Here is a 20,738-nt window from a genome sequence, read left to right on the forward strand (position 1 = left end):
AATCGAAAATCAGCGGCCGATCACAGATGCAGCAGTCCGTGGACCAACTATCTCCGGTAGCTGCACCGCCGATCTCGCGTGTCAAGGCATGTCCAGCCGGTCACCTCGCGTCCATCAACCGGAAGGTTGAGGGCTGCAAGGAGATATCTCGCTAACCTGCGAACCCCAATCAGGAGATGCGGCCGAACACCGAGCGACTCCCGATCCATCAAGTCCCGTCAGCGCAGGCTCGGCAGATCGAGCCCATTGGCGCGGGCGCATTCGATCGCCGTCTCATAGCCGGCGTCGGCGTGGCGCATGACGCCCGTCGCCGGGTCGTTCCACAGCACGCGTTCGAGCCGGCGCGCCGCCTCCGGCGTGCCGTCGGCGACGATCACCATGCCGGCATGCTGCGAATAGCCGATGCCGACGCCGCCGCCGTGATGCAACGACACCCAGGTGGCGCCGCTCGCACAGTTGAGCAGCGCATTGAGCAGCGGCCAGTCCGACACCGCGTCCGAGCCATCGCGCATCGCCTCGGTCTCGCGGTTCGGGCTCGCCACCGAGCCGCTGTCGAGATGATCGCGGCCGATCACGATCGGCGCCTTGAGCTCGCCGCGCGCCACCATCTCGTTGAAGGCAAGGCCGAGGCGATGACGGTCGCCGAGACCAACCCAGCAGATCCGCGCCGGCAGTCCCTGAAACTTGATGCGCGCCTTCGCCATGTCGAGCCAGTTGTGCAGATGGCCATCGTTGGGCATCAGCTCCTTGACCTTGGCATCGGTCTTGAAGATGTCCTCGGGATCGCCCGACAGCGCCGCCCAGCGGAACGGACCGACGCCGCGGCAGAACAGCGGACGGATATAGGCCGGCACGAAACCGGGGAAATCGAACGCCTGCTTCAGGCCCATGTCCTTGGCCATCTGGCGGATGTTATTGCCGTAATCGAGCGTCGGGATTCCCTGCGCGTGGAAATCCAGCATGGCCTGGACGTGCTCGACCATCGAGGTCTTGGCCGCCGTCTCGACCGCCTTCGGATCGGCGGCGCGCCGCGCTTCCCAATCGGCGAGCGTCCATCCCTTCGGCAAATAGCCGTTGATCGGATCATGCGCGCTGGTCTGATCGGTGACGACGTCCGGCCTCACACCACGGCGCACCAGTTCCGGGAAGACCTCGGCCGCGTTGCCGAGCAAACCGACCGAGACAGGCTTCCCGCTCTTGGTCGCATCGGCAATGATCGCCAACGCCTCGTCGAGAGTCGTGGCCTGACGGTCGAGATAGCCCGTGCGCAACCGCATCTCGATGCGGCTCGGCTGGCACTCGACGGCGAGCATCGAGGCGCCCGCCATGGTCGCGGCCAGCGGCTGCGCGCCCCCCATGCCGCCGAGGCCAGCGGTCAGGATCCATTTGCCGGCGAGGCTGCCGCCGTAATGGCGGCGGCCGACCTCGACGAAGGTCTCGTAGGTCCCCTGCACGATGCCCTGGCTGCCGATATAGATCCAGGAGCCTGCCGTCATCTGGCCGAACATCATCAGGCCCTGCCGGTCGAGCTCGTTGAAATGATCGAGCGTCGCCCAATGCGGCACCAGGTTCGAATTCGCGATCAGGACGCGCGGCGCATCGGCATGGGTACGGAAAACGCCGACCGGCTTGCCGGACTGCACCAACAGCGTCTGATCGCCTTCGAGCTTGCGCAGGGAAGCAGCGATCCGGTCAAAACTCTCCCAGTCGCGTGCCGCGCGGCCGATGCCGCCATACACCACGAGCTCGCCCGGACGTTCGGCGACATCGGGATCCAGATTGTTCATCAGCATGCGCAGCGGCGCTTCGGTCAGCCAGCTCTTCGCGCTGATGTCGCTGCCGCGGGGAGCGCGGATGATACGTTCGTTGTCCAGTCGGCGGTTCATGACGGATGCCCTTGTCGGCTAAGCAAGTTTTGGAAACGGATTTGTCGGAAGGACCGCGATCGCGGCGGCAGGCAACGCGTCGGCCTCGATCAGCCGCGCTGCGCGCGCCAGATCGTCGGCCATGTAGCGGTCGGCGGCGAGCGCCGGTACATGCGCACGCAAGGCGGCAATCACCGCAGCGAGCGGTGCACTCGTTGAGTGCGGCGCGCGCAGCGTGATGCCCTGCGCCGCGACCAAGAGCTCGATGCCAAGGATGGAAGCGAGGTTGTCGGCCATGTCGGACACCCGGCGCGCGGCATGCGCCGCCATCGACACGTGATCCTCCTGGTTGGCGCTCGTCGGCGTGGAATCGATCGAGCACGGCATCGCGCGCTGCTTGTTCTCGGCGTACAGCGCCGCCGCCGTCACCTCGGCGATCATGAAGCCTGAGTTGATGCCGGGCTCCGGTGTCAGGAACGGCGGCAGGCCGAAGTTCAGAGCGGGATCGACCAGGGTCGCGATCCGCCGCTCGCTGGTCGCGCCGATCTCCGAGAGCCCCAGCGCGATCTGGTCGGCAGCGAATGCCACCGGTTCGGCGTGAAAATTGCCGCCGGACACGATCTCATTGGTCTCGACCAGCACCAGCGGATTGTCGGTGACGGCATTGGCTTCGATGGTCAGCCCGCGCGCGGCCTGCGCGAGCAGATCGAGCACGGCGCCCGCGACCTGCGGCTGGCAGCGCAGGCAATATGGATCCTGCACGCGCTCGTCGCCGTCGAGATGCGACTGCCTGATGTCGCTGCCGTCGAGTAGCGCGGTCAGAGTCGCAGCCGCGGCGATCTGGCCGGCATGGCCCCGCAACGATTGAATTTCAGGACGAAACGGCACCGTGGAAGCCATCGCCGCGTCGACCGACAGCGCGCCGGTCACCAGCGCGGCGCACGCCAGGCGATGCGCGCGCAGCAGGCCGGAGATCGCGTAGGCGGTCGAAAACTGCGTGCCGTTGATCAGTGCGAGCCCTTCCTTGGGGCTGAGCGTCAATGGCACGAGCCCGGCGGCGGCCAGCGCTTCGTGACCCGGCACGATCTTGCCGTCGCGGATCGCCTGCCCCTCCCCGATCATGACAGCCGTCATGTGGGCGAGCGGCGCGAGATCGCCGGAGGCGCCGACCGAACCCTGCTGAGGGACCAGCGGCGTGACGCCGCGTGCCAGCATGCCCTGCAACTGCTCGATGATTTCGCGCCGTACGCCGGAGGCGCCGCGGCCGAGCGAGATGACCTTCAAGGCCATCATCAGGCGCACGATCGGCTCGGGCGTGGCCGGGCCGACGCCGCAGCAATGGGACAGGATGAGGTTGCGTTGAAGCAGCGCGGTCTGGTCGGGCGCGATGCGCGTCGATGCCAGCTTCCCGAATCCGGTATTGATGCCGTAGGCGGGAACGTCGGTCTGCGCCGCCTTCGCTACGATTTCAGCCGCGGCCTCGACCCGCGGCCAGAACGATGCATCGAGCTCGACGCTCGCCCCCGCGAGCACGCGCGCGAGCGCATCAAGGCCGACCGTCCCGGGCGTCACGACTTCAGGCGCGTGGGGATTGCTCATTGCCCCCTCCACACCCGGCGGTGCAGCGGATTGAAGCCGATCCGGTAGACCAGTTCGGCGGGGCGTTCGATGTCCCAGATCGCCAGATCGCACCATTTGCCGGCCTCGAGCGTACCGGTCTCGCTAAGCATGCCGAGCGCGCGTGCCCCTTCGCGCGTTACCGCGGCGAGACATTCGACGACGGTCATCCGGAACAGTGTCGCGCCCATGTTCATCGCAAGCAGCAGCGAGGTCAGCGGCGAGCTGCCGGGATTGCAGTCGGTTGCCAGCGCCATCGGCACGCCGTGTTTGCGGAACAGCTCGACCGGCGGCTTCTGCGTCTCGCGAATGAAATAGAACGCGCCGGGCAGCAACACGGCCACCGTTCCCGCCTTCGCCATCGCAGCGGCGCCGGCCTCGTCGGTATGCTCCAGATGATCGGCCGACAGCGCCGAGAATTTCGCGGCGAGCGCCGCGCCGCCGAGATTCGACAACTGATCCGCATGCAGCTTCACCGGCAGTCCCAGCGTGCGCGCTGCCGCGAACACGCGGGCCGTCTGCTCTCCGGAAAATGCGATGCCCTCCATGAACGCGTCGACGGCATCGGCAAGGCCGGCCTTGGCCACGGCCGGCAGCATCGCGTTGCAGACCAGATCGATGTAGCGGTCCTTGTCACCATCGGCTTCCGGCGGCAACGCATGCGCACCGAGGAAAGAGGTACGTATCGCAACCTTTCGCAACTGGCCGAGCTTGCGCGCGGCCGCCAGCTGGTGCATCTCGGTCTCGGCATCGAGACCATAGCCGGACTTGATCTCGACGGTCGTTGCGCCCTCGCCGATCAACGCGTCGAGCCGGGGCAGCGCGCCGGCAACGAGCTCAGCTTCGGTCGCCTTGCGTGTTGCCGCCACTGTCGAGACGATGCCGCCGCCGGCGCGCGCGATCTCCTCATAGCTCGCGCCCTTCAGGCGAAGCTCGAACTCATGCGCGCGATTGCCGCCAAAAACGAGATGGGTGTGGCAATCGACCAGCCCGGGCGTGATCCAGCGGCCGCCGCAATCGATCCGCTCGACGGCGTCCGCGTCCACAGGAAAATTCGATTGCGCATCCGCGTAGACGATGCGGCCGTCGCGCGCTGCGATCAATCCGCGCTCGATCTCGCCGAGATCGGCGCGGTCACCGCGCATCGTGGCGAGCCGGGCGTTGTACCAGATGCGGTCGAAGCGCTCTGCCATGCGATCGTCCCCTCGAGCTGGGATGCTTGACTTATATGTCTAGACATATAATCGTGTCCCGGTTCTGTCCAGCCGGCATGGAAAAATGACACGACTGCATTTCGCATTCGCGCTGCTGCCCTCGGGCTGGGCCAATGACGTGCGGGTCGAGTTCACCGACGGCATCATTGCCTCGGTGACGGCCGGCGTCGCATCCACGGACGCCGACGAACGTCACCAATTGGCGGTTCCGGGATTGGCGAGCCTGCACAGCCACGCCTTTCAGCGCGGCATGGCCGGCCTTGCCGAACTGCGCGGCGATACGACGGATACGTTCTGGACCTGGCGCGAGACGATGTATCGCTTCGCGCTGACGATGACGCCGGACGACGTCACGGCCGTTGCGACGCTACTCTATGTCGAGATGCTCGAGCGGGGCTTCACCCGCGTCGGCGAGTTTCACTATCTTCACCATGATCGGGACGGCTCGCCTTACGCCAATCCGGCCGAGATGGCGGTGCGCATCGCGGAGGCGTCCGACGCCTCCGGCATCGGGCTCACGCTGCTGCCGAGCTTCTATGCCCATGGCACTTTCGGCGGCGCAGCACCGCATGCCGGGCAACGCCGCTTCATCTGCTCGGTCGATCAGTTCACGACGCTGATGGCGGCTTCGCGCGATGCGATCCGAAAATTGCCCGGCGCCAATATCGGCATCGCCCCGCACAGCCTGCGTGCCGTGGCGCCGGATGAACTCGCGGCGATCATTCCGCTTGCCGGAGCGGACCCCATCCACATCCACGCTGCCGAACAGGTGCGCGAGGTGGGGGATTGCCTCGCTTGGTCGGGACAGCGGCCGGTCGAGTGGCTGCTCGAACACGCGCCCGTCGACCAGCGCTGGTGCCTGATTCATGCAACCCATATGACGGAGCAGGAAGTCACGGCGCTCGCCGGCAGTGGCGCTGTTGCCGGCCTCTGCCCCATCACCGAAGCAAGCCTCGGCGACGGCATCTTCTCGGCGCGTGAGTTCCTCGCCGCGGGCGGCCGGTTCGGCGTCGGGACCGATTCCAACGTGCTGGTCGGGGTCGCCGACGAACTGCGGCAGCTCGAATACGGCCAGCGGCTGAAACACCGCGAGCGCAACGTGCTCTCGGGGCGTCCCGGCGCGTCCACCGGCCGTGCGCTGTTCGATCACGCGCTCGCGGGCGGCGCGCAGGCGCTCGCACAGGCCAAGTCAGGACTTGTACCCGGCGCCCGCGCCGACATCGTCAGCCTCGACACCACGCATCCGTCGCTGGCGGGACGGTCGGGCGATGCAGTGCTAGACGGCTGGCTGTTTGCGGCCGGCAGCGACGCGATCGACTGCGTCTGGGCCGGCGGCGACAAACTGGTCGCGGGCGGACGGCACCGGCTGCGCGACAGTGCGCGCGAGCGGTTCAACGCCAGCGTCCGGAGGCTCGTCGCATGAGCCTCGCTTCCGATCGGGCCAAACCCAATGCAGCCGGCAAGCCGACACTCTACAAGCGAATCCGGCTCGACATCGAGACACGGATCCTGACCGGCGAGTGGCCGCCCGGTCACCGCATTCCGTTCGAGCACCAGTTGATGGCGCGCTACCGCTGCTCGCGCATGACCGTGAACAAGGCGCTGTCGGAACTGGCGCAGGCCGACCTGATCGAGCGGCGGCGGCGCGCCGGCTCATTCGTGCGCCGTCCGCAGCATATGTCCGCAGTGCTCAAGATCGCCGACATCAGAGCCGAGATCACCGCGCTCGGCCGCGCTTACGGCTATCAGCTGATCGATTGCCGGCGGCGCACCGCGACATCGGCCGATCGCGCCCGGCTCGGCGTCGGCACCGCCGGCAAGGTGATCGCGATCGCCTGCCGGCACAGCGCCGACGATGTGCCGTTCGCCGTCGAGGACAGGCTGATCGATCTCTCCACGGTTCCCGAAGCTGCCAACGCGGATTTTGCGCGCGAGCCGCCGGGATCATGGCTGCTGCACCACGTGCCGTGGACCGAGGCAGAACATACGATCAGCGCAGTGGTTGCCGACGACCGCACGGCAAAGGCCCTCGCCATCGCGGTCGGCGCGCCCTGCCTCGTGATCGACCGCTACACCTGGCGCAGCGCACGCACGGTGACGGCGGTGCGGCTGCATTATCCCGGCGAGACGCACCGCCTGGTCGCGCGTTTCAAGGGAGGCTGACGACGTCTTGCGCGGCATAATTCATGCAATGCATCATAGGCCACCAACCACCGACGTTCCTGATGCGGCAATCCGCCGCGACTGACGTAAGAGCAATCAACAGGGTTCAATCCATCGTTCAAGGGGTCAACACTCATGCGTTCCTTCAAGCTATTGCCCGCAATGGTCGCGTTGCTCGCGTCCACGGCAGCGTTCGCGGATGACATCAAGGTCGGCGTCGGCATCTCCGGATGGACCGGCTTCGCGCCGCTGACGCTCGCCAAGGAGGCCGGCATCTTCAAGAAGAACGGCCTCGACGTCACCTTGAAGAAGATCCCGCAGAAGGACCGTCATCTCGCGATCGCTTCGGGCGACATTCAGTGCGCCGCGACGACGGTCGAAACCTGGATCTCCTGGAACGCCAATGGCGTCGCGACCAAGCAGATCTTCCAGCTCGACAAGAGCTATGGCGCCGACGGCATGGCCGTGCGCAACGACGTCGCGGCGATCAAGGACCTCAAGGGCAAGACGGTCGCGGCATCGGCGCCGGGCACCTCGCCCTATTTCGCGCTGGCCTGGATGCTGAAGAGGAACGGTCTCTCGGTGAAGGACGTCACCGTGGTCAACCTTGAGCCCGCCGCCGCGGCGCAGGCCTTCGTCTCCGGCCAGAACGACGCTGCGATGACCTACGAGCCCTATCTGTCGACGGTGCGCGCCGCGCCCGACAAGGGCAAGATCATCGCCACGACGCTCGACTACCCGATCGTGATGGACACATTCGGCTGCACCCCGAAATTCCTGACCGACAATCCGAAGGCGGCGCAGGCGCTGGCCAACAGCTATTTCGAGGCGCTCGACATGATCGCCAAGGACCAGGCCAAGGCCTACGAGATCATGGGCGCGGACGTGAAGCAGACCGGCGAGCAGTTCGGCAATTCGGCCAAGTACCTGCGCTGGCAGGACAAGGCCGCCAACCAGAAGTTCTTCGCCGGCGACTTCCTCTCCTTCAACAAGGACGCCGCCGAGCTCCTGCTCGAGGTCGGCATCATCAAGGCCGCGCCGAAGGTCGAAGACATCTACGACGCCAGCTTCATCAAGTGATGCGTCCTCTCGAACCGACCACATCGAGGCAGCGCGTGGCCTACGGCCTCGCGTTCTTCGTGCTGTTCGTCGCCCTGTGGTCCTGGGCGACGTTCGGCGGCCATGTGTCCAAGACCTTCCTCGCCAACCCGCTGACCATGGTGCAGGAAGGCTATGAGCTGCTTGCCAAACAGGGCTTCCTGTTCGACATCGGCATGACGATCTGGCGCGTCATCGGCGGCTTCGCGCTTGCCGCCGTGATCGCGGTGCCGCTCGGCGTGCTGATGGGTGCCTACAAGCCGGTCGAGGCGTTCCTCGAACCGTTCGTGTCCTTTGCGCGCTATCTGCCCGCGTCGGCCTTCATCCCGCTGCTGATCCTGTGGGCGGGCATCGGCGAATTGCAAAAGCTGCTGGTGATCTTCATCGGCGCCGTGTTCCAGATCATCCTGATGGTGGCCGTCACCGTCGGCGCCACGCGGCGTGATCTGGTCGAAGCCGCCTACACGCTCGGCGCGCGCGACAGCGGCATCATCCGCCGCGTGCTGCTGCCATCAGCCGCACCGGAGATCGCCGAAATCCTGCGCCTGGTGCTGGGCTGGGCCTGGACCTACGTCATCGTCGCCGAGCTGATCGGCTCGTCGTCCGGCATCGGGCACATGATCACCGACAGCCAGGCGCTGCTCAACACCGGCCAGATCATCTTCGGCATCATCGTGATCGGGCTGATCGGCCTGATCTCCGATTTCCTGTTCAAGGCGTTCAACGCCTGGCTGTTCCCGTGGAAGCTCGCATGACCCTGCTTCGGATCGATCAGGTCTCGCGCACCTTCCCCGCGCGCGGCGGCAATGCGCCGACTCGGGCGCTGGAGCCGACCACGCTCGATGTCGTCGACAATGACTTCGTCACCATCCTCGGCCCGTCCGGCTGCGGCAAGTCCACGCTGCTCCGGATCATCGCCGGGCTTGACCGGCCGACCAGCGGCCGCGTCACGCTCGACGGCCGCGAGGTCACCGGCCCCGGCGCCGATCGCGGCATGGTGTTTCAGTCCTACACGCTGTTTCCCTGGCTGACCGTGCGGGAGAACATCGCCTTCGGGCTGCGCGAGCGCGGCGCATCGCAAGCCGAGCGGCATGAGATCGCCGACGCCTTCATCCGCCGGGTCGGACTGTCGGGCTTCGAGAACCACTGGCCCAAGCAGTTGTCCGGCGGCATGCAGCAGCGCACGGCGATCGCCCGCGCGCTCGCCAACGACCCAAAAATCCTGCTGCTCGACGAGCCGTTCGGCGCGCTCGACAACCAGACCCGCGCCTTGATGCAGGAAATGCTGCTCGGGATCTGGGAGCGCGCCCAGAAGACGGTGCTGTTCGTCACCCACGACATCGAGGAAGCGATCTTCCTCGGCAGCCGCGTGATCGTGATGAGCGCCCGTCCCGGCCGCATCAAGGCGGAGATCGCGGTCGACCTGCCGCATCCCCGCTCCTACAAGATCAAGACCACACCCGAATTCGTCGCCTTGAAGGAGCGGCTGGTCGAGGAGATCCGCACCGAGGCCCTGAAGGTCGCCGAACAGGCCTGATGATCAGTGGCTGATCATCCAGGGCCGCGCGGTCGGAAACCCCTTGGCGCCGCTCTTGGTCTTGGTCATCAGCCGCGCCGGCTTCTTCTTTCCGGACGACGACGAGCAGCAGCCGCAGCCCGGGCCGTGCGCGGCCTTGTACTGGTCGAGCGTCTTCGGCGCGTGCCGGCTCTGCTCGTTGGTGGCGTATGCCTTGCGCTTGTCCGACGGCATGCAGAAGAACGCCGGTGCGGTCAGGATCACGCGCGGCGACGTCGTCTCGCATTGCGGACAGTCCTGCGGCAGGTCGCATTCTGCCATCGGCCGCATATCGGTGAACGGGCCGCAGTCATTGCAGAGATATTCGTAGATCGGCATTTCCGTAAATCCTTGCGCAGTCGTGTGACATCCGGCGATGGATGCGGGGCGGCCTATACGCAGCCGTCCCGCACCCTTCGCGCAGGGATTACTTGTCTTGCGAGATCGGCATCTGGATGTCGCCCTTGATGTGTTTGATCGGTCCTGCCGACGACGGCATGATGTCGAAGTCGAAGATCTCCGTCGGCAGCCATAGCGTGGCGCAGGCATTGGGCACGTCGACCACGCCGGAGATGTGGCCCTGGCACGGCGCGGTGCCGAGGATCGAATAGGCCTGGGCGCCGGAGTAACCGAACTTCTTCAGGTATTCGATCGCGTTCAGGCAGGCCTGGCGATAGGCGATGTGGACGTCGAGGTAATGCTGCTTGCCGGCCTCGTCGACCGAGATGCCCTCGAAGATCAGGTAGTCCTTGTAGTTTGGCGTGATCGGCGACGGCTTGAATACCGGATTCTTGATGCCGTATTTCGACACGCCGTCCTTGATCAGGTCGACCTTGATGTGCAGCCAGCCGGCCATCTCGATGGCGCCGCAGAAGGTGATCTCGCCGTCGCCCTGGCTGAAATGCAGATCGCCCATCGAGAGCCCGCCGCCCGGCACATAGACCGGGAAATAGATCTTCGAGCCGCGCGACAGGTCCTTGATGTCGCAATTGCCGCCGTGCTCGCGCGGCGGCACGGTGCGGGCACCCTCGAGGCCGATCTTGGCCTTGACGTCGCCCTTGGCCTGGCCGGCATGCGCGGTCGGCGCGAACGGCGGATTGGCGAGGCCCGGCACGCGGGTCGGGTTGGTCGCGATCAGCTCGGCTTCGCGCGCATTCCACGCCGCCAGCATCTTGGCATCGGGCAGACAGCCGATCAGGCCGGGATGGATCAGGCCGGCGAAGTTGACGCCGGGAACATGGCGCGACGAGGTGTAGAGGCCCTTGATGTCCCAGATCGACTTCTGCGCCAGCGGGAAATGGTCGGTGAGGAAGCCGCCGCCGTTCTGCTTGGAGAAGAAGCCGTTGAAACCCCACAGGCTCTCCTTCAACGGACCGACGTCGAGCAGATCGACGACCAGGAGGTCACCCGGCTCGGCGCCCTTGACGCCGATCGGGCCGGACAGGAAGTGCACGATCGACAGATCGATGTCGCGCACGTCGTCGGCCGAGTCGTTGTTCTTGATGAAGCCGCCGGTCCAGTCGACGGTCTCGATGATGAAGTCGTCGCCGGGGCTGACCCACTCGACGATCGGAACCTCGGGATGCCAGCGGTTGTGGATCTTGTCGTTTTCATAGGCCGACTTGCTGAGATCGACCTTGATCAGTGTATCTGGCATCGCATTGCTCCCCTTCGCTTACTGGTGGTTGGTTACACAGACAGATATTTTGAGATCTGCGCGGCATCGACGCCAGCGCGCGGATCGTCGCGGACGATCTCGCCGTTCTCGATGACGAGCACGCGGTCGGCGATGTCGAGCGCGAAGCTCAGCACCTGCTCGGAGACCACGATCGACAGCCCCCGCTCGTCGCGGATCCGTTTCAGGGTGCGCGCCATGTCCTTGATGATCGACGGCTGAATGCCTTCGGTCGGCTCGTCGAGCAGCAGCACTTTTGGCCTGGTCGCCAGCGCGCGGGCGATCGCGAGCTGCTGCTGTTGTCCGCCGGAGAGATTGCCGCCGCGGCGGCCCTTCATCTCCAGCAGCACGGGGAACAGCTCGTAGATGTCGCCGGGCACCTCGGAGTCGCCTGACACCACAAGGCCGGTCTCGATGTTCTCCTTCACCGTCATGGTGGAGAAGATCATCCGGCCCTGCGGCACGTAGGCGAGCCCCTTCGCCACCCGCTCGTAGCTCTTCATCGCGCCGAGCTCGGTGCCGTCCATGGTCACCTTGCCGCTCTTGGCCGGCAAGATGCCCATCAGCGATTTCATCAGCGTGGTCTTGCCCATGCCGTTGCGGCCCATGATCGCGACGATCTCGTTGGCCGCGACCTTGACGTTGAGGCCGTGCAGCACCTCGCTCTGGCCGTAGGCGACGTGAAGATCATTGATTGCCAGCATGTGCGTCCTCTATTGCCGGGTTGTCTTCACCTCTCCCCGACGGGGAGAGGTGAACCGAGTGCGCGTCTGCCGCTCGTGGCGTTTCGATCATCGATCAATGCCCCAGATACACTTCGATCACCTTGGGATCGTTCTTGACGTGCTCCATGGTCCCCTCGGACAGGATCTGGCCCTGGTGCAGCACCGTGACCTTGTGCGCGATGTCCTCGACGAACTTCATGTCGTGCTCGATCACCAGCACCGAGCGGTCCTTGATGATGCGGTTGAGCAGTTCTGCGGTCTTGGCGCGCTCGGACACGCTCATCCCCGCCACCGGCTCGTCGAGCATCAGGAGGTCCGGATCCTGGATCAGCAGCATGCCGATCTCCAGCCACTGCTTCTGGCCGTGGCTGAGCTGGTCGGCATAGGTGTCGAGGCGATCCTTGAGGAAGATCATCTCGGCGACCTCCTCGACCCGCTGCTTGACGGTGTCGTCACGCTGGAAGGTCAGCGAGCCGAACACGGTGCGGCCGCGCGGAAAGGAAATCTCGAGGTTCTCGAAAACCGTCAGATCCTCGAACACCGACGGCGTCTGGAACTTGCGACCCACCCCCGCCTGCACGATCTCGTTCTCGCGCAGCTTGGTCAGCTCCTGGCCGCGGAACTGGATCGAGCCTGACGTGGCACGGGTCTTGCCGCAGATCAGGTCGAGCACCGTGGTCTTGCCGGCACCGTTCGGGCCGATGATGACGCGGATCTCGTTCTCCTCGACATAGAAGGAGAGATCGTTCACCGCCTTGAAGCCGTCAAAGGACACGGTGAGACCGGAAACCGCGAGCAGGAAGTCTTTGGGCTGATGGCCGACGAGCATGATGGTCCCTCCTCACTCGGCCGGTGCGCCGTCGGCGATCATGCCGGCCGCCGATTTCGATTTGCGTGATGACAAAAGGCGATCGATGCGGGGCTGGATGTGGTCCGCCCAGATGCCGGAGAGCCCGTTCGGGAACGCCAGCACGACCGCGATGAACAGCGCGCCGAGGCCGAACAGCCAGAGCTGCGGGAAGGATTCCGAGAGACTGGTCTTGGCGAAATTGACCAAGAGTGCACCCCAGACCGCGCCGAAGATCGACATCCGGCCACCGACCGCGGTGTAGATCACCATCTCGATCGACGGCACGATGCCGACGAAGGACGGCGACATGAAGCCGACCTCGAGCGTGAACATGGCGCCGCCGATCGCAGCGAACACCGCCGCGGCACAGAACGCGAAGATCTTGAAGTTGGCGACGCTATAACCGGAGAAGCGCACACGGTCCTCCTGCTCCCGCATCGCCACCAGGATGCGCCCGAGTTTTGTCAGCCGGATGAATTGCGCGGCGACGATGCATCCGAACAGCAGCACAACCTCGACGAAATACAGAATGAACTTGGCGTGATCGGTGCGGATGTCCCAGCCGTGCAGCGTGCGCAAATCGGTGATGCCGTTGATGCCGCCGGTGTAGCCCTGCTGCCCCACGATCAGGATGGTGAGGATCGCGGCGATCGCCTGCGTGATGATCGCGAAATAGACGCCGCCGACCCGGCGCTTGAACATCGCAGCGCCGATGATCAGCGCGAAGAACGCGGGAACCAGCAGGATCGCCAGCAGCGTTATCGGGAAGCTGTGGAACGGCTTCCAGAAGAAGGGCAGCGAGGTGAGCTGGTTCCAGTCCATGAAGTCCGGGATGCCCGGCGTCGACTGGATCTTGGTGTTCGCGACCGAGGATGCCTCGAGCTTGAGGTACATCGCCATGCAGTAGCCGCCGAGGCCGAAGAACACGCCCTGCCCCAGGCTCAGGATGCCGCCATAGCCCCAGCACAGCACGAGGCCGATGCCGACGAAGGCGTAGGTCAAATATTTGGCGACCAGATTGAGGCGGAAGATGTCCAGCGACAGCGGCAGGATCAGAAACAGCAGCACCGCGAGCGCCAGGAAGCCGAGCAGTTCGGAGCGATTGAAAAAGCGCGAGTTGATCATGACCAGCCTGCTTGTTCTTATTTGCGGACCTTGAGCGCGAACAGCCCCTGCGGACGCACCATCAGGATCGCGACGATGGTCAACAGCGTGATCACCTTGGCCATCGAACCCGACAGGAAGAATTCCAGCGTCGATTGGGTCTGCGAGATCGAGAAGGCGGAGGCGATGGTGCCGAACAGCGAGGCGGCGCCGCCGAACACGACGACCAGGAAGGTGTCGACGATGTAGAGCTGGCCGGCGGTTGGCCCGGTCGAGCCGATCATGGTGAAGGCTGAGCCGGCGATCCCGGCGATGCCGCAGCCAAGACCAAAGGTGTAACGATCGACCTTCTCGGTATTGATGCCGACGGCGCCTGCCATCACGCGGTTCTGCACCACGGCGCGCACCTGCTTGCCCCAGTTCGACCAGAACAGCACGTAGGAGACCGCGATCGTGATCAGGATGGTCAGCGCCATCACGAACATGCCGTTGATCGGGATCTGGATGGAGTCGGTAGCCTGCCAGGAGCCCATCATCCATTCCGGCAGCTCGACGCCGACTTCGCGTGCGCCGAAGATCGAGCGGTAGGCCTGCTGCAGGATCAGGCTGAGGCCCCAGGTCGCCAGCAGCGTATCGAGCGGACGTTTGTAGAGATGGCGGATCAGCGCCCACTCCACCAGCATGCCGAGCGCGCCGGAGGCGATGAACGCCAGGATCATCGCGATGAAGAAGTAGCCGGGGAACAGCCAGGGCGCGGCGTGCTGCACCGCGTTCGAGGTCATCCAGGTGACGTAGGCCCCCAGGATCATGAACTCGCCGTGCGCCATGTTGATGACGCCCATCTGGCCGAAGATGATGGCAAGCCCGAGTGCCATCAGCACGTAGACGGAGAACAGGATGAGCCCGGCAAATCCCTGCATCGCAAGGATGGCGCCGAGATCACTGATCGAATAGTCGCCGAACATCTGTCGTCCTCCAGTCCAGGGGCATGCGCCGCGACGCGCGCGGCGCCCGATCGGCGGCGTGGGCGGTGACGTCCACGCCGCGATGCGTTGATGTGACCTGCGCTCAGGCGCGCGGCCTCACTGGTAGCCCTTGGGGAATGGATCCGGCTCGACGAGATCGGCGGTCTCGTAGATCAGCTCATACTGGCCATCGGCCTTGGCGCGGCCGACGCGGGTCTTCGACCAGAGGTGATGGTTCTCGTGAATCCGCACATAACCTTCCGGCGCACCCTTGAACTCGACGCCGGGGGAAGCCGCCGCGATCTTGTCGATGTCGAAGGAGCCCGCCTTCTCCACCGTCAGTTTCCACAGCCACGGGCCGAGATAGGCAGCCTGGGTGACGTCGCCGATCACGGTCTTCTCGCCCCACATCTTCTTGAACGCCGGCACGAAGGCCTTGTTGTTCGGATTGTCGAGCGACTGGAAATACTTCATGCAGGCATAGGCGCCCGCGATGTTCTCGCCGCCGATGCCGTCGATCTCGTCCTCGGTGACCGAGATGGTCAGCAGCGTCTGCTTCGACAGGTCGATGCCGGCCGCCTTGAGCTGCTTGTAGAACGCGACGTTGGAGCCGCCGACGATGATGGCGTAGATCACGTCCGGCTTGGTCAGCTTGATCTTGTTGATGACCGAGTTGAACTGGGTCGAGCCGAGCGGGAAGTATTCCTCGCCGACCACCTTGCAGCCCTGCAGGTGGTTTTCGATGTGCTTGCGCGCGATCTTGTTCGAGGTGCGCGGCCAGATGTAGTCCGAGCCGAGCAGGTAGAAGCTCTTGGCGCCCTTGGTCTTGTTGACCCAGTCGAGGCCGGCGATGATCTGCTGCGTCGCCTCCTGGCCGGTGTAGATCACGTTCTTGGACTGCTCGAGGCCTTCGTAGAAGGTCGGGTAGTACAGCATGCCGTTGTACTGCTCGAACACCGGCAGCACCGCCTTGCGCGAGGCCGAGGTCCAGCAGCCCATCACGGCGGCGCATTTGTCGTTGACCAGGAGCTTTTTCGCCTTTTCCGCGAAGGTCGGCCAGTCGCTCGCGCCGTCCTCCTGGATGAACTTGATCTTGCGCCCGAGCACGCCGCCGGCGGCGTTGATCTGCTCGATCGCGAGCTTCTCGGCCTCGACCGAGCCGGTCTCGGAGATCGCCATGGTGCCGGTGACGGAGTGCAGGATGCCGACCGTGACTTCGCTATTAGTGACTGCAAGACCGGTGGTGTTGACCGCGGAAGTTGCAGGAACGTCGGCAAAGGCCGGACGGCCCAGCATCGACATGGCCGGCAATGCCGCCATTCCCATCAAGAGCTTGCGGCGGAGCGGAGACTGCAGTCCTGGTTTTGTTTCGTCTGACATGAGCACCCCATCTGGTTCGAGAACGCTTATTGATGAGGCGAGGATTGCTTACTTTTGTGCGGCGCACTGATACGTGAGATCGCGTATACTGCACCGCAAAATAGCGACGTAGGTTTTTGGTACGGGATTTGCCCGCGATCAGCGCATCGTGGACCAGGAGTTTGAGCGAGTGGCAGGGCGGCAGCGGATAGACCGCGTCAGGCGCCAATACAATCAATGGGTCGCCAACCAGACGCTGGAAGACTACGCGCTGCGCTTCACGGCCAAGAGCGCGCGGCGCTGGTCCGCCGCGCGCGTCGCCAACACCGCGCTCGGCGCGATCTCCTTCCTGGCGCTGGAGGCGATCGGCGGCACCATCACGCTGAACTATGGCGCGATGAACGCCTCCGCCGCGATCCTGGTCGTCAGCGTCATCATCTTCCTGTGCGGGCTGCCGATCGCCTACCATGCCGCGAAGAGCGGCATCGACATCGACCTCCTGACCCGCGGGGCCGGCTTCGGCTATATCGGCTCGACCATCACCTCGCTGATCTACGCCTCCTTCACCTTCATCTTCTTCGCGATCGAGGCGGTGATCCTGGCCAGCGCGCTCGATATGTGCTTCGGCATTCCGCGGCCGATCGGCTACCTGATCAGCGCGGTCGTGATCATTCCGCTTGTCATCTACGGCATCACGCTGATCAGCCGGTTCCAGCTCTGGACCCAGCCGCTGTGGATCATCCTCCACATCATGCCGTTCGCGGCGATCGCCTGGGCCAATCCGCATTCCTTCACCGAGTGGCGCAAATTCGCCGGCGAGCACGGCGATCCCGCGGGCAATCTCGACCTTCTGCTGTTCGGCACCGCGGCCTCCGTCGTGTTCGCGCTGGTGGCGCAGATCGGCGAGCAGGTCGACTTCCTGCGCTTCCTGCCGCGCGACCGCCGCACCTCGCGCAAGGCCTGGTGGATCGCGCTGCTCGGCGCCGGCCCCGGCTGGATCGTGCTCGGCGCGCTGAAGCTGCTGGCCGGCTCGTTCCTGGCCTTCTTCGCGCTCAGCCACGGCGTGTCGGCCGAGCATGCCGCCGAGCCGGCGAACATGTATCTCGAAGCTTTCCGTTACGTGCTGTCGCAGCCGGATCTCGCGATGGCGCTGACAGGCACGTTCGTGATCCTGTCGCAGGTCAAGATCAACGTCACCAATGCCTATGCCGGCTCGATCGCCTGGTCGAACTTCTTCTCCCGTCTCACCCACTCGCATCCCGGTCGCGTGGTGTGGCTGGTCTTCAACGTCGTGGTCGCGCTGCTGTTGATGGAGATCGGCGTCTACAAGGCGCTGGAGCAGACGCTGGCGCTCTACTCCAATGTCGCGATCGCCTGGGTCGGCGCGCTGGTGGCCGACCTCGTCATCAACAAGCCGCTCGGCCTTCGCCCACAGCACATCGAATTCAAGCGCGCCCATCTCTGCGACATCAATCCGGTCGGTGTCGGCGCGATGGCGATCGCAACCGTCATCTCGATCAGCGCGTTCTACGGCCTGTTCGGTCCAACCGCGAAGGCGCTGTCCGCCTTCGTCGCGCTCGCGGTCGCCTTCATCACGGCCCCGCTGATTGCCTGGGCGACCGACGGCAAGTACTACATCGCGCGCAAGCCGAAGCGGAGCTGGCAGAACCTTGAATCGATCCAGTGCTGTATCTGCGAGCATGCCTTCGAGCCCGAGGACATGGCCGCCTGCCCGGCCTATGCCGGCCCGATCTGTTCCCTGTGCTGCTCGCTCGACGCGCGCTGCCACGATCTCTGCAAGCCGCACGGCCGGATCGGTGCGCAAGTCTCGGACGCGCTGGGCAAGGTGATGCCGCAGCCGATCTACGCCCGCCTCAACTCGCAACTCGGACATTACCTCGGCGTGTTCGCGGTCTCGGCCGGCCTCGTCGCGCTGGTGCTCGGCCTGATCTACCTGCAAACGACAGCAGCCGTGCATGCCAATGAATTGCTGGCCGACGTGCTGTGGAAGGTGTTCTTTGCACTGACCATCATCATCGGTGTCGTCGCCTGGCTGTTTGTGCTGGCGCAGCAGAGCCGGCGCGCCGCGGAAGCCGAAACCCGGCGACAGACCACGCTGCTGATCCAGGAAATCGACGCCCACAAGCGTACCGACGCCGAGCTGCAGCGCGCCAAGGAAGTGGCGGAATCGGCCAATCTCGCCAAGAGCCGCTATGTCGTGGGCCTCAGCCACGAGCTTCGCTCGCCGCTGAATGCGATCTCCGGCTACGCGCAGCTGCTGGAGCAGGACGACAGTCTGCAGGTGCGGCCGCGCGAGCAGGTGCGCGTGGTCCGCCGCAGCGCTGATCATCTGTCGGGATTGATCGACGGCATCCTCGACATCTCCAAGATCGAGGCCGGCCGGCTCTATCTGTCGCGCGACGAGGTGCGGCTGAACGATTTCCTCGAACAGCTGGTCGGCATGTTCCGCCTGCAAGCTGCGGCAAAAGGCATCGACTTCGTGTTCAAGCGGCCGGCCGTGCTGCCCGTCGTGGTCTATGCCGACGAGAAGCGGCTGCGGCAGATCCTGATCAACCTGCTATCCAATGCAATCAAGTTCACCCAATCCGGTCGGGTGCAGTTCGTGGTGCACTACCGTAGCCCGGTCGCCGAGTTCGAGGTGATCGACACCGGGCCGGGCATCCAGCCCGACGACCTCGAGCGGATCTTCGCGCCGTTCGAGCGCGGCGCGCTCGGCGTCACCCAGCCGCAGACCGGCACCGGGCTCGGCCTGACCATCAGCCGCCTGCTCGCCGGCGTGATGGGGGGCGACATCAAGGTCTTGAGCACGGTCGGCACCGGCAGCACCTTCAAGGTCAAGCTGCTGCTGTCCGAGGTCACCAACCCGCGCCGCGACGCGCCGGTCGATGCACCCGTCTACGGCTATCACGGCCCGCGCAAGACCATCCTGATCACCGACGATGACCCGACCCAGCGCGACCTCCTGCGCGAGATCCTGGCGCCGCTCGGCTTCATCCTGCTCAGCGCGCCGGACGGGCCCGGCTGCCTTGCCCTCGCCCAGCATTGCCGGCCGGACATGTTCCTGCTCGACATCTCGATGGCGGGCATGGACGGCTGGACGGTCGCCGAAACCTTGCGCTCCGAAGGCCATCACCAGGCCCGCATCCTGATGATCTCGGCGAGCGCATTGGAAGCCCATGGCGCGCCGCTGGCGCAACCGTTCCACGACGGCTATCTGATGAAGCCGATCGACATCCCGCGGCTGCTCGAGACCATCCGCCAACTGCTCAAGATCGAGTGGCAGTACGAGGCCGAGCAGGCACCGCCGCCGCAATGGAAGCCCGAGAGTGGTTCGCGCCCGCCGGTCAAATATGTCGAAGAGCTGATCAGCCTCGGCCAGCTCGGCTATGTCAGGGCGATCCAGCTCAAGCTCGACGAGATCGGCAACGAGTGTCCCGAGCACGCTGACTTCGTCGAACAGATGCGTACGCTGGTCGACCGGTTCGATCTCGATCAATATATGGCGACGTTGAAGATATTGCACAGCTATGACCACTGAACAGAGAAAGCGCGACGTCGCGCTCGTCGTCGACGACTCGCCGGAGACATTGCGCCTGCTCACCGACGCGCTCGACAGCGCCGGCATGACCGTGATGGTCGCGCTCGACGGCGCCTCCGCAATGCGCATCGTCGACCAGATCACGCCCGATATCGTACTGCTCGATGCCGTGATGCCGGGCATGGACGGCTTCGAGACCTGCCGGCGGCTGAAGCGCGATGCCGGGCTCGACGGCGTCCCGATCATCTTCATGACGGGCCTGGCCGAGACCGAGCACATCGTGCACGGACTGGAGGCCGGTGGCGTCGACTACGTCACCAAGCCGATCGTGATCGAGGAGATGCTGGCGCGCATTCGGGTCCATCTCGCCAACGCGCGGATGACGCAAAGCGCCCGCGCCGCGCTCGATGTCTCCGGTCGCTATCTGCTCGCGGTCAACAACGCCGGCGCGCTGCTATGGGCGACGCCGCAGGCCCAGAAACTGCTGTCGGATACGCTCGCCGATGCCGCCGATGATTTCGTCTTGCCGGATCCGATGCCGCAATGGATCGAACAGGCGCAAAAAGGTACGGCTGGAAAGAAGACCGCGACCGTGGCGTCCTTCCCCGGCAACGAGCAGCTTCGGCTGCAATACATGGGCAAGCTCGGGCCCAACGAATTCCTGCTGCGGTTGGCAAAAGACACCAGCGGCGACATGCCCGCGGAATTCTCCAGCGAGCTCGGCCTCACCACCCGCGAGGGCGAGGTGCTGTCCTGGCTCTCCAAGGGCAAGACCAACCGCGACATCGCGCAGATCCTGGGCCTTAGCCCACGCACCGTCGACAAGCACCTGGAGCAAATCTACGCCAAGCTCGGGGTCGAGAACCGCACCGCCGCCGCGGCGATCGCAGTCAACGCCAGGCATCGCAAGTCCTGACCCTGCGGCCGCCGCGGCGTCACAGCTCCCCGATGCGGCAACGCGGCAGCCATGATGGGTGCGCAATTCCGAT

Annotated in this window: 17 protein-coding genes; 7 read left to right on the forward strand and 10 right to left on the reverse strand. The window is 65.0% G+C overall.

The window, feature by feature from the left end; translation table 11 throughout:
• Positions 1-218: 218 nt before the first annotated feature.
• The 3 genes from hutU to hutI are packed head-to-tail and all read right to left on the reverse strand — an operon-like array spanning position 219 to position 4,675.
• Positions 219-1,886: a urocanate hydratase gene (gene hutU, locus ACTUWL_RS03415; protein WP_021082166.1), complete on the reverse strand. Its 1,668-nt coding sequence runs from the start codon at positions 1,884-1,886 to the stop codon at positions 219-221.
• Positions 1,887-1,904: 18 nt separating this feature from the next.
• Positions 1,905-3,464, reverse strand: coding sequence for a histidine ammonia-lyase (gene hutH / locus ACTUWL_RS03420; RefSeq protein WP_021082165.1), 1,560 nt, complete (start codon positions 3,462-3,464; stop codon positions 1,905-1,907).
• A complete protein-coding gene (gene hutI / locus ACTUWL_RS03425) occupies positions 3,461-4,675 on the reverse strand; it encodes an imidazolonepropionase (protein ID WP_021082164.1) in 1,215 nt (404 codons plus the stop codon). Before hutI ends, hutH begins: the two co-directional genes overlap by 4 nt.
• 85 nt (positions 4,676-4,760) lie before the next feature.
• On the opposite strand from hutI, the gene ACTUWL_RS03430 reads away from it, so the two are divergent.
• The 5 genes from ACTUWL_RS03430 (at position 4,761) to ACTUWL_RS03450 (ending at position 9,494) form a co-directional block, all read left to right on the forward strand.
• Entirely contained in the window at positions 4,761-6,119 is a 1,359-nt protein-coding gene (locus tag ACTUWL_RS03430) for a formimidoylglutamate deiminase (protein WP_021082163.1), read from the forward strand.
• Positions 6,116-6,859 carry a histidine utilization repressor gene (hutC, locus tag ACTUWL_RS03435; protein WP_021082162.1) on the forward strand — a complete coding sequence of 248 codons (744 nt, stop codon included), beginning with the start codon at positions 6,116-6,118 and terminating at the stop codon, positions 6,857-6,859. Before ACTUWL_RS03430 ends, hutC begins: the two co-directional genes overlap by 4 nt.
• A gap of 135 nt (positions 6,860-6,994) precedes the next feature.
• Positions 6,995-7,939, forward strand: coding sequence for an ABC transporter substrate-binding protein (locus tag ACTUWL_RS03440; protein ID WP_021082161.1), 945 nt, complete (start codon positions 6,995-6,997; stop codon positions 7,937-7,939).
• Positions 7,939-8,712 carry an ABC transporter permease gene (locus ACTUWL_RS03445; protein ID WP_035653426.1) on the forward strand — a complete coding sequence of 258 codons (774 nt, stop codon included), beginning with the start codon at positions 7,939-7,941 and terminating at the stop codon, positions 8,710-8,712. The genes ACTUWL_RS03440 and ACTUWL_RS03445 overlap by 1 nt, the downstream gene beginning before the upstream one ends.
• Positions 8,709-9,494 (forward strand): ABC transporter ATP-binding protein, encoded by a 786-nt coding sequence (locus tag ACTUWL_RS03450; RefSeq protein ID WP_021082159.1) that lies wholly within the window; start codon positions 8,709-8,711, stop codon positions 9,492-9,494. The genes ACTUWL_RS03445 and ACTUWL_RS03450 overlap by 4 nt, the downstream gene beginning before the upstream one ends.
• 3 nt (positions 9,495-9,497) lie before the next feature.
• Here ACTUWL_RS03450 and ACTUWL_RS03455 read toward each other — a convergent pair whose 3' ends face one another.
• From ACTUWL_RS03455 to urtA, 7 genes are all read right to left on the reverse strand, one after another.
• Entirely contained in the window at positions 9,498-9,851 is a 354-nt protein-coding gene (locus ACTUWL_RS03455; protein WP_021082158.1) for an FmdB family zinc ribbon protein, read from the reverse strand.
• An 88-nt stretch (positions 9,852-9,939) separates the two neighbouring features.
• Positions 9,940-11,169 carry a formamidase gene (gene fmdA / locus ACTUWL_RS03460; RefSeq protein WP_021082157.1) on the reverse strand — a complete coding sequence of 410 codons (1,230 nt, stop codon included), beginning with the start codon at positions 11,167-11,169 and terminating at the stop codon, positions 9,940-9,942.
• Between the two features lie 32 nt (positions 11,170-11,201).
• Positions 11,202-11,891, reverse strand: a complete 690-nt coding sequence (gene urtE / locus ACTUWL_RS03465; RefSeq protein ID WP_021082156.1) for an urea ABC transporter ATP-binding subunit UrtE — start codon at positions 11,889-11,891, stop codon at positions 11,202-11,204.
• Positions 11,892-11,985: 94 nt separating this feature from the next.
• Positions 11,986-12,741, reverse strand: coding sequence for an urea ABC transporter ATP-binding protein UrtD (gene urtD, locus ACTUWL_RS03470; RefSeq protein WP_021082155.1), 756 nt, complete (start codon positions 12,739-12,741; stop codon positions 11,986-11,988).
• A 12-nt stretch (positions 12,742-12,753) separates the two neighbouring features.
• Positions 12,754-13,887: an urea ABC transporter permease subunit UrtC gene (urtC, locus tag ACTUWL_RS03475; RefSeq protein WP_021082154.1), complete on the reverse strand. Its 1,134-nt coding sequence runs from the start codon at positions 13,885-13,887 to the stop codon at positions 12,754-12,756.
• 17 nt (positions 13,888-13,904) lie between these two features.
• Complete coding sequence (gene urtB / locus ACTUWL_RS03480; RefSeq protein WP_021082153.1) at positions 13,905-14,831, reverse strand: urea ABC transporter permease subunit UrtB; 927 nt, start codon at positions 14,829-14,831, stop codon at positions 13,905-13,907.
• Positions 14,832-14,948: 117 nt separating this feature from the next.
• Positions 14,949-16,211, reverse strand: a complete 1,263-nt coding sequence (urtA, locus tag ACTUWL_RS03485; protein ID WP_021082152.1) for an urea ABC transporter substrate-binding protein — start codon at positions 16,209-16,211, stop codon at positions 14,949-14,951.
• A gap of 169 nt (positions 16,212-16,380) precedes the next feature.
• Between urtA and ACTUWL_RS03490 the strand changes: the two genes are divergently transcribed.
• Complete coding sequence (locus ACTUWL_RS03490) at positions 16,381-19,749, forward strand: hybrid sensor histidine kinase/response regulator (protein WP_021082151.1); 3,369 nt, start codon at positions 16,381-16,383, stop codon at positions 19,747-19,749.
• The gene (locus tag ACTUWL_RS03495; RefSeq protein ID WP_021082150.1) at positions 19,739-20,665 is read left to right on the forward strand and encodes a response regulator; all 927 of its coding nucleotides are present in this window, start codon (positions 19,739-19,741) and stop codon (positions 20,663-20,665) included. Before ACTUWL_RS03490 ends, ACTUWL_RS03495 begins: the two co-directional genes overlap by 11 nt.
• Positions 20,666-20,738 lie beyond the last annotated feature (73 nt).

This window comes from Bradyrhizobium sp. WCU1, assembly GCF_053474805.1.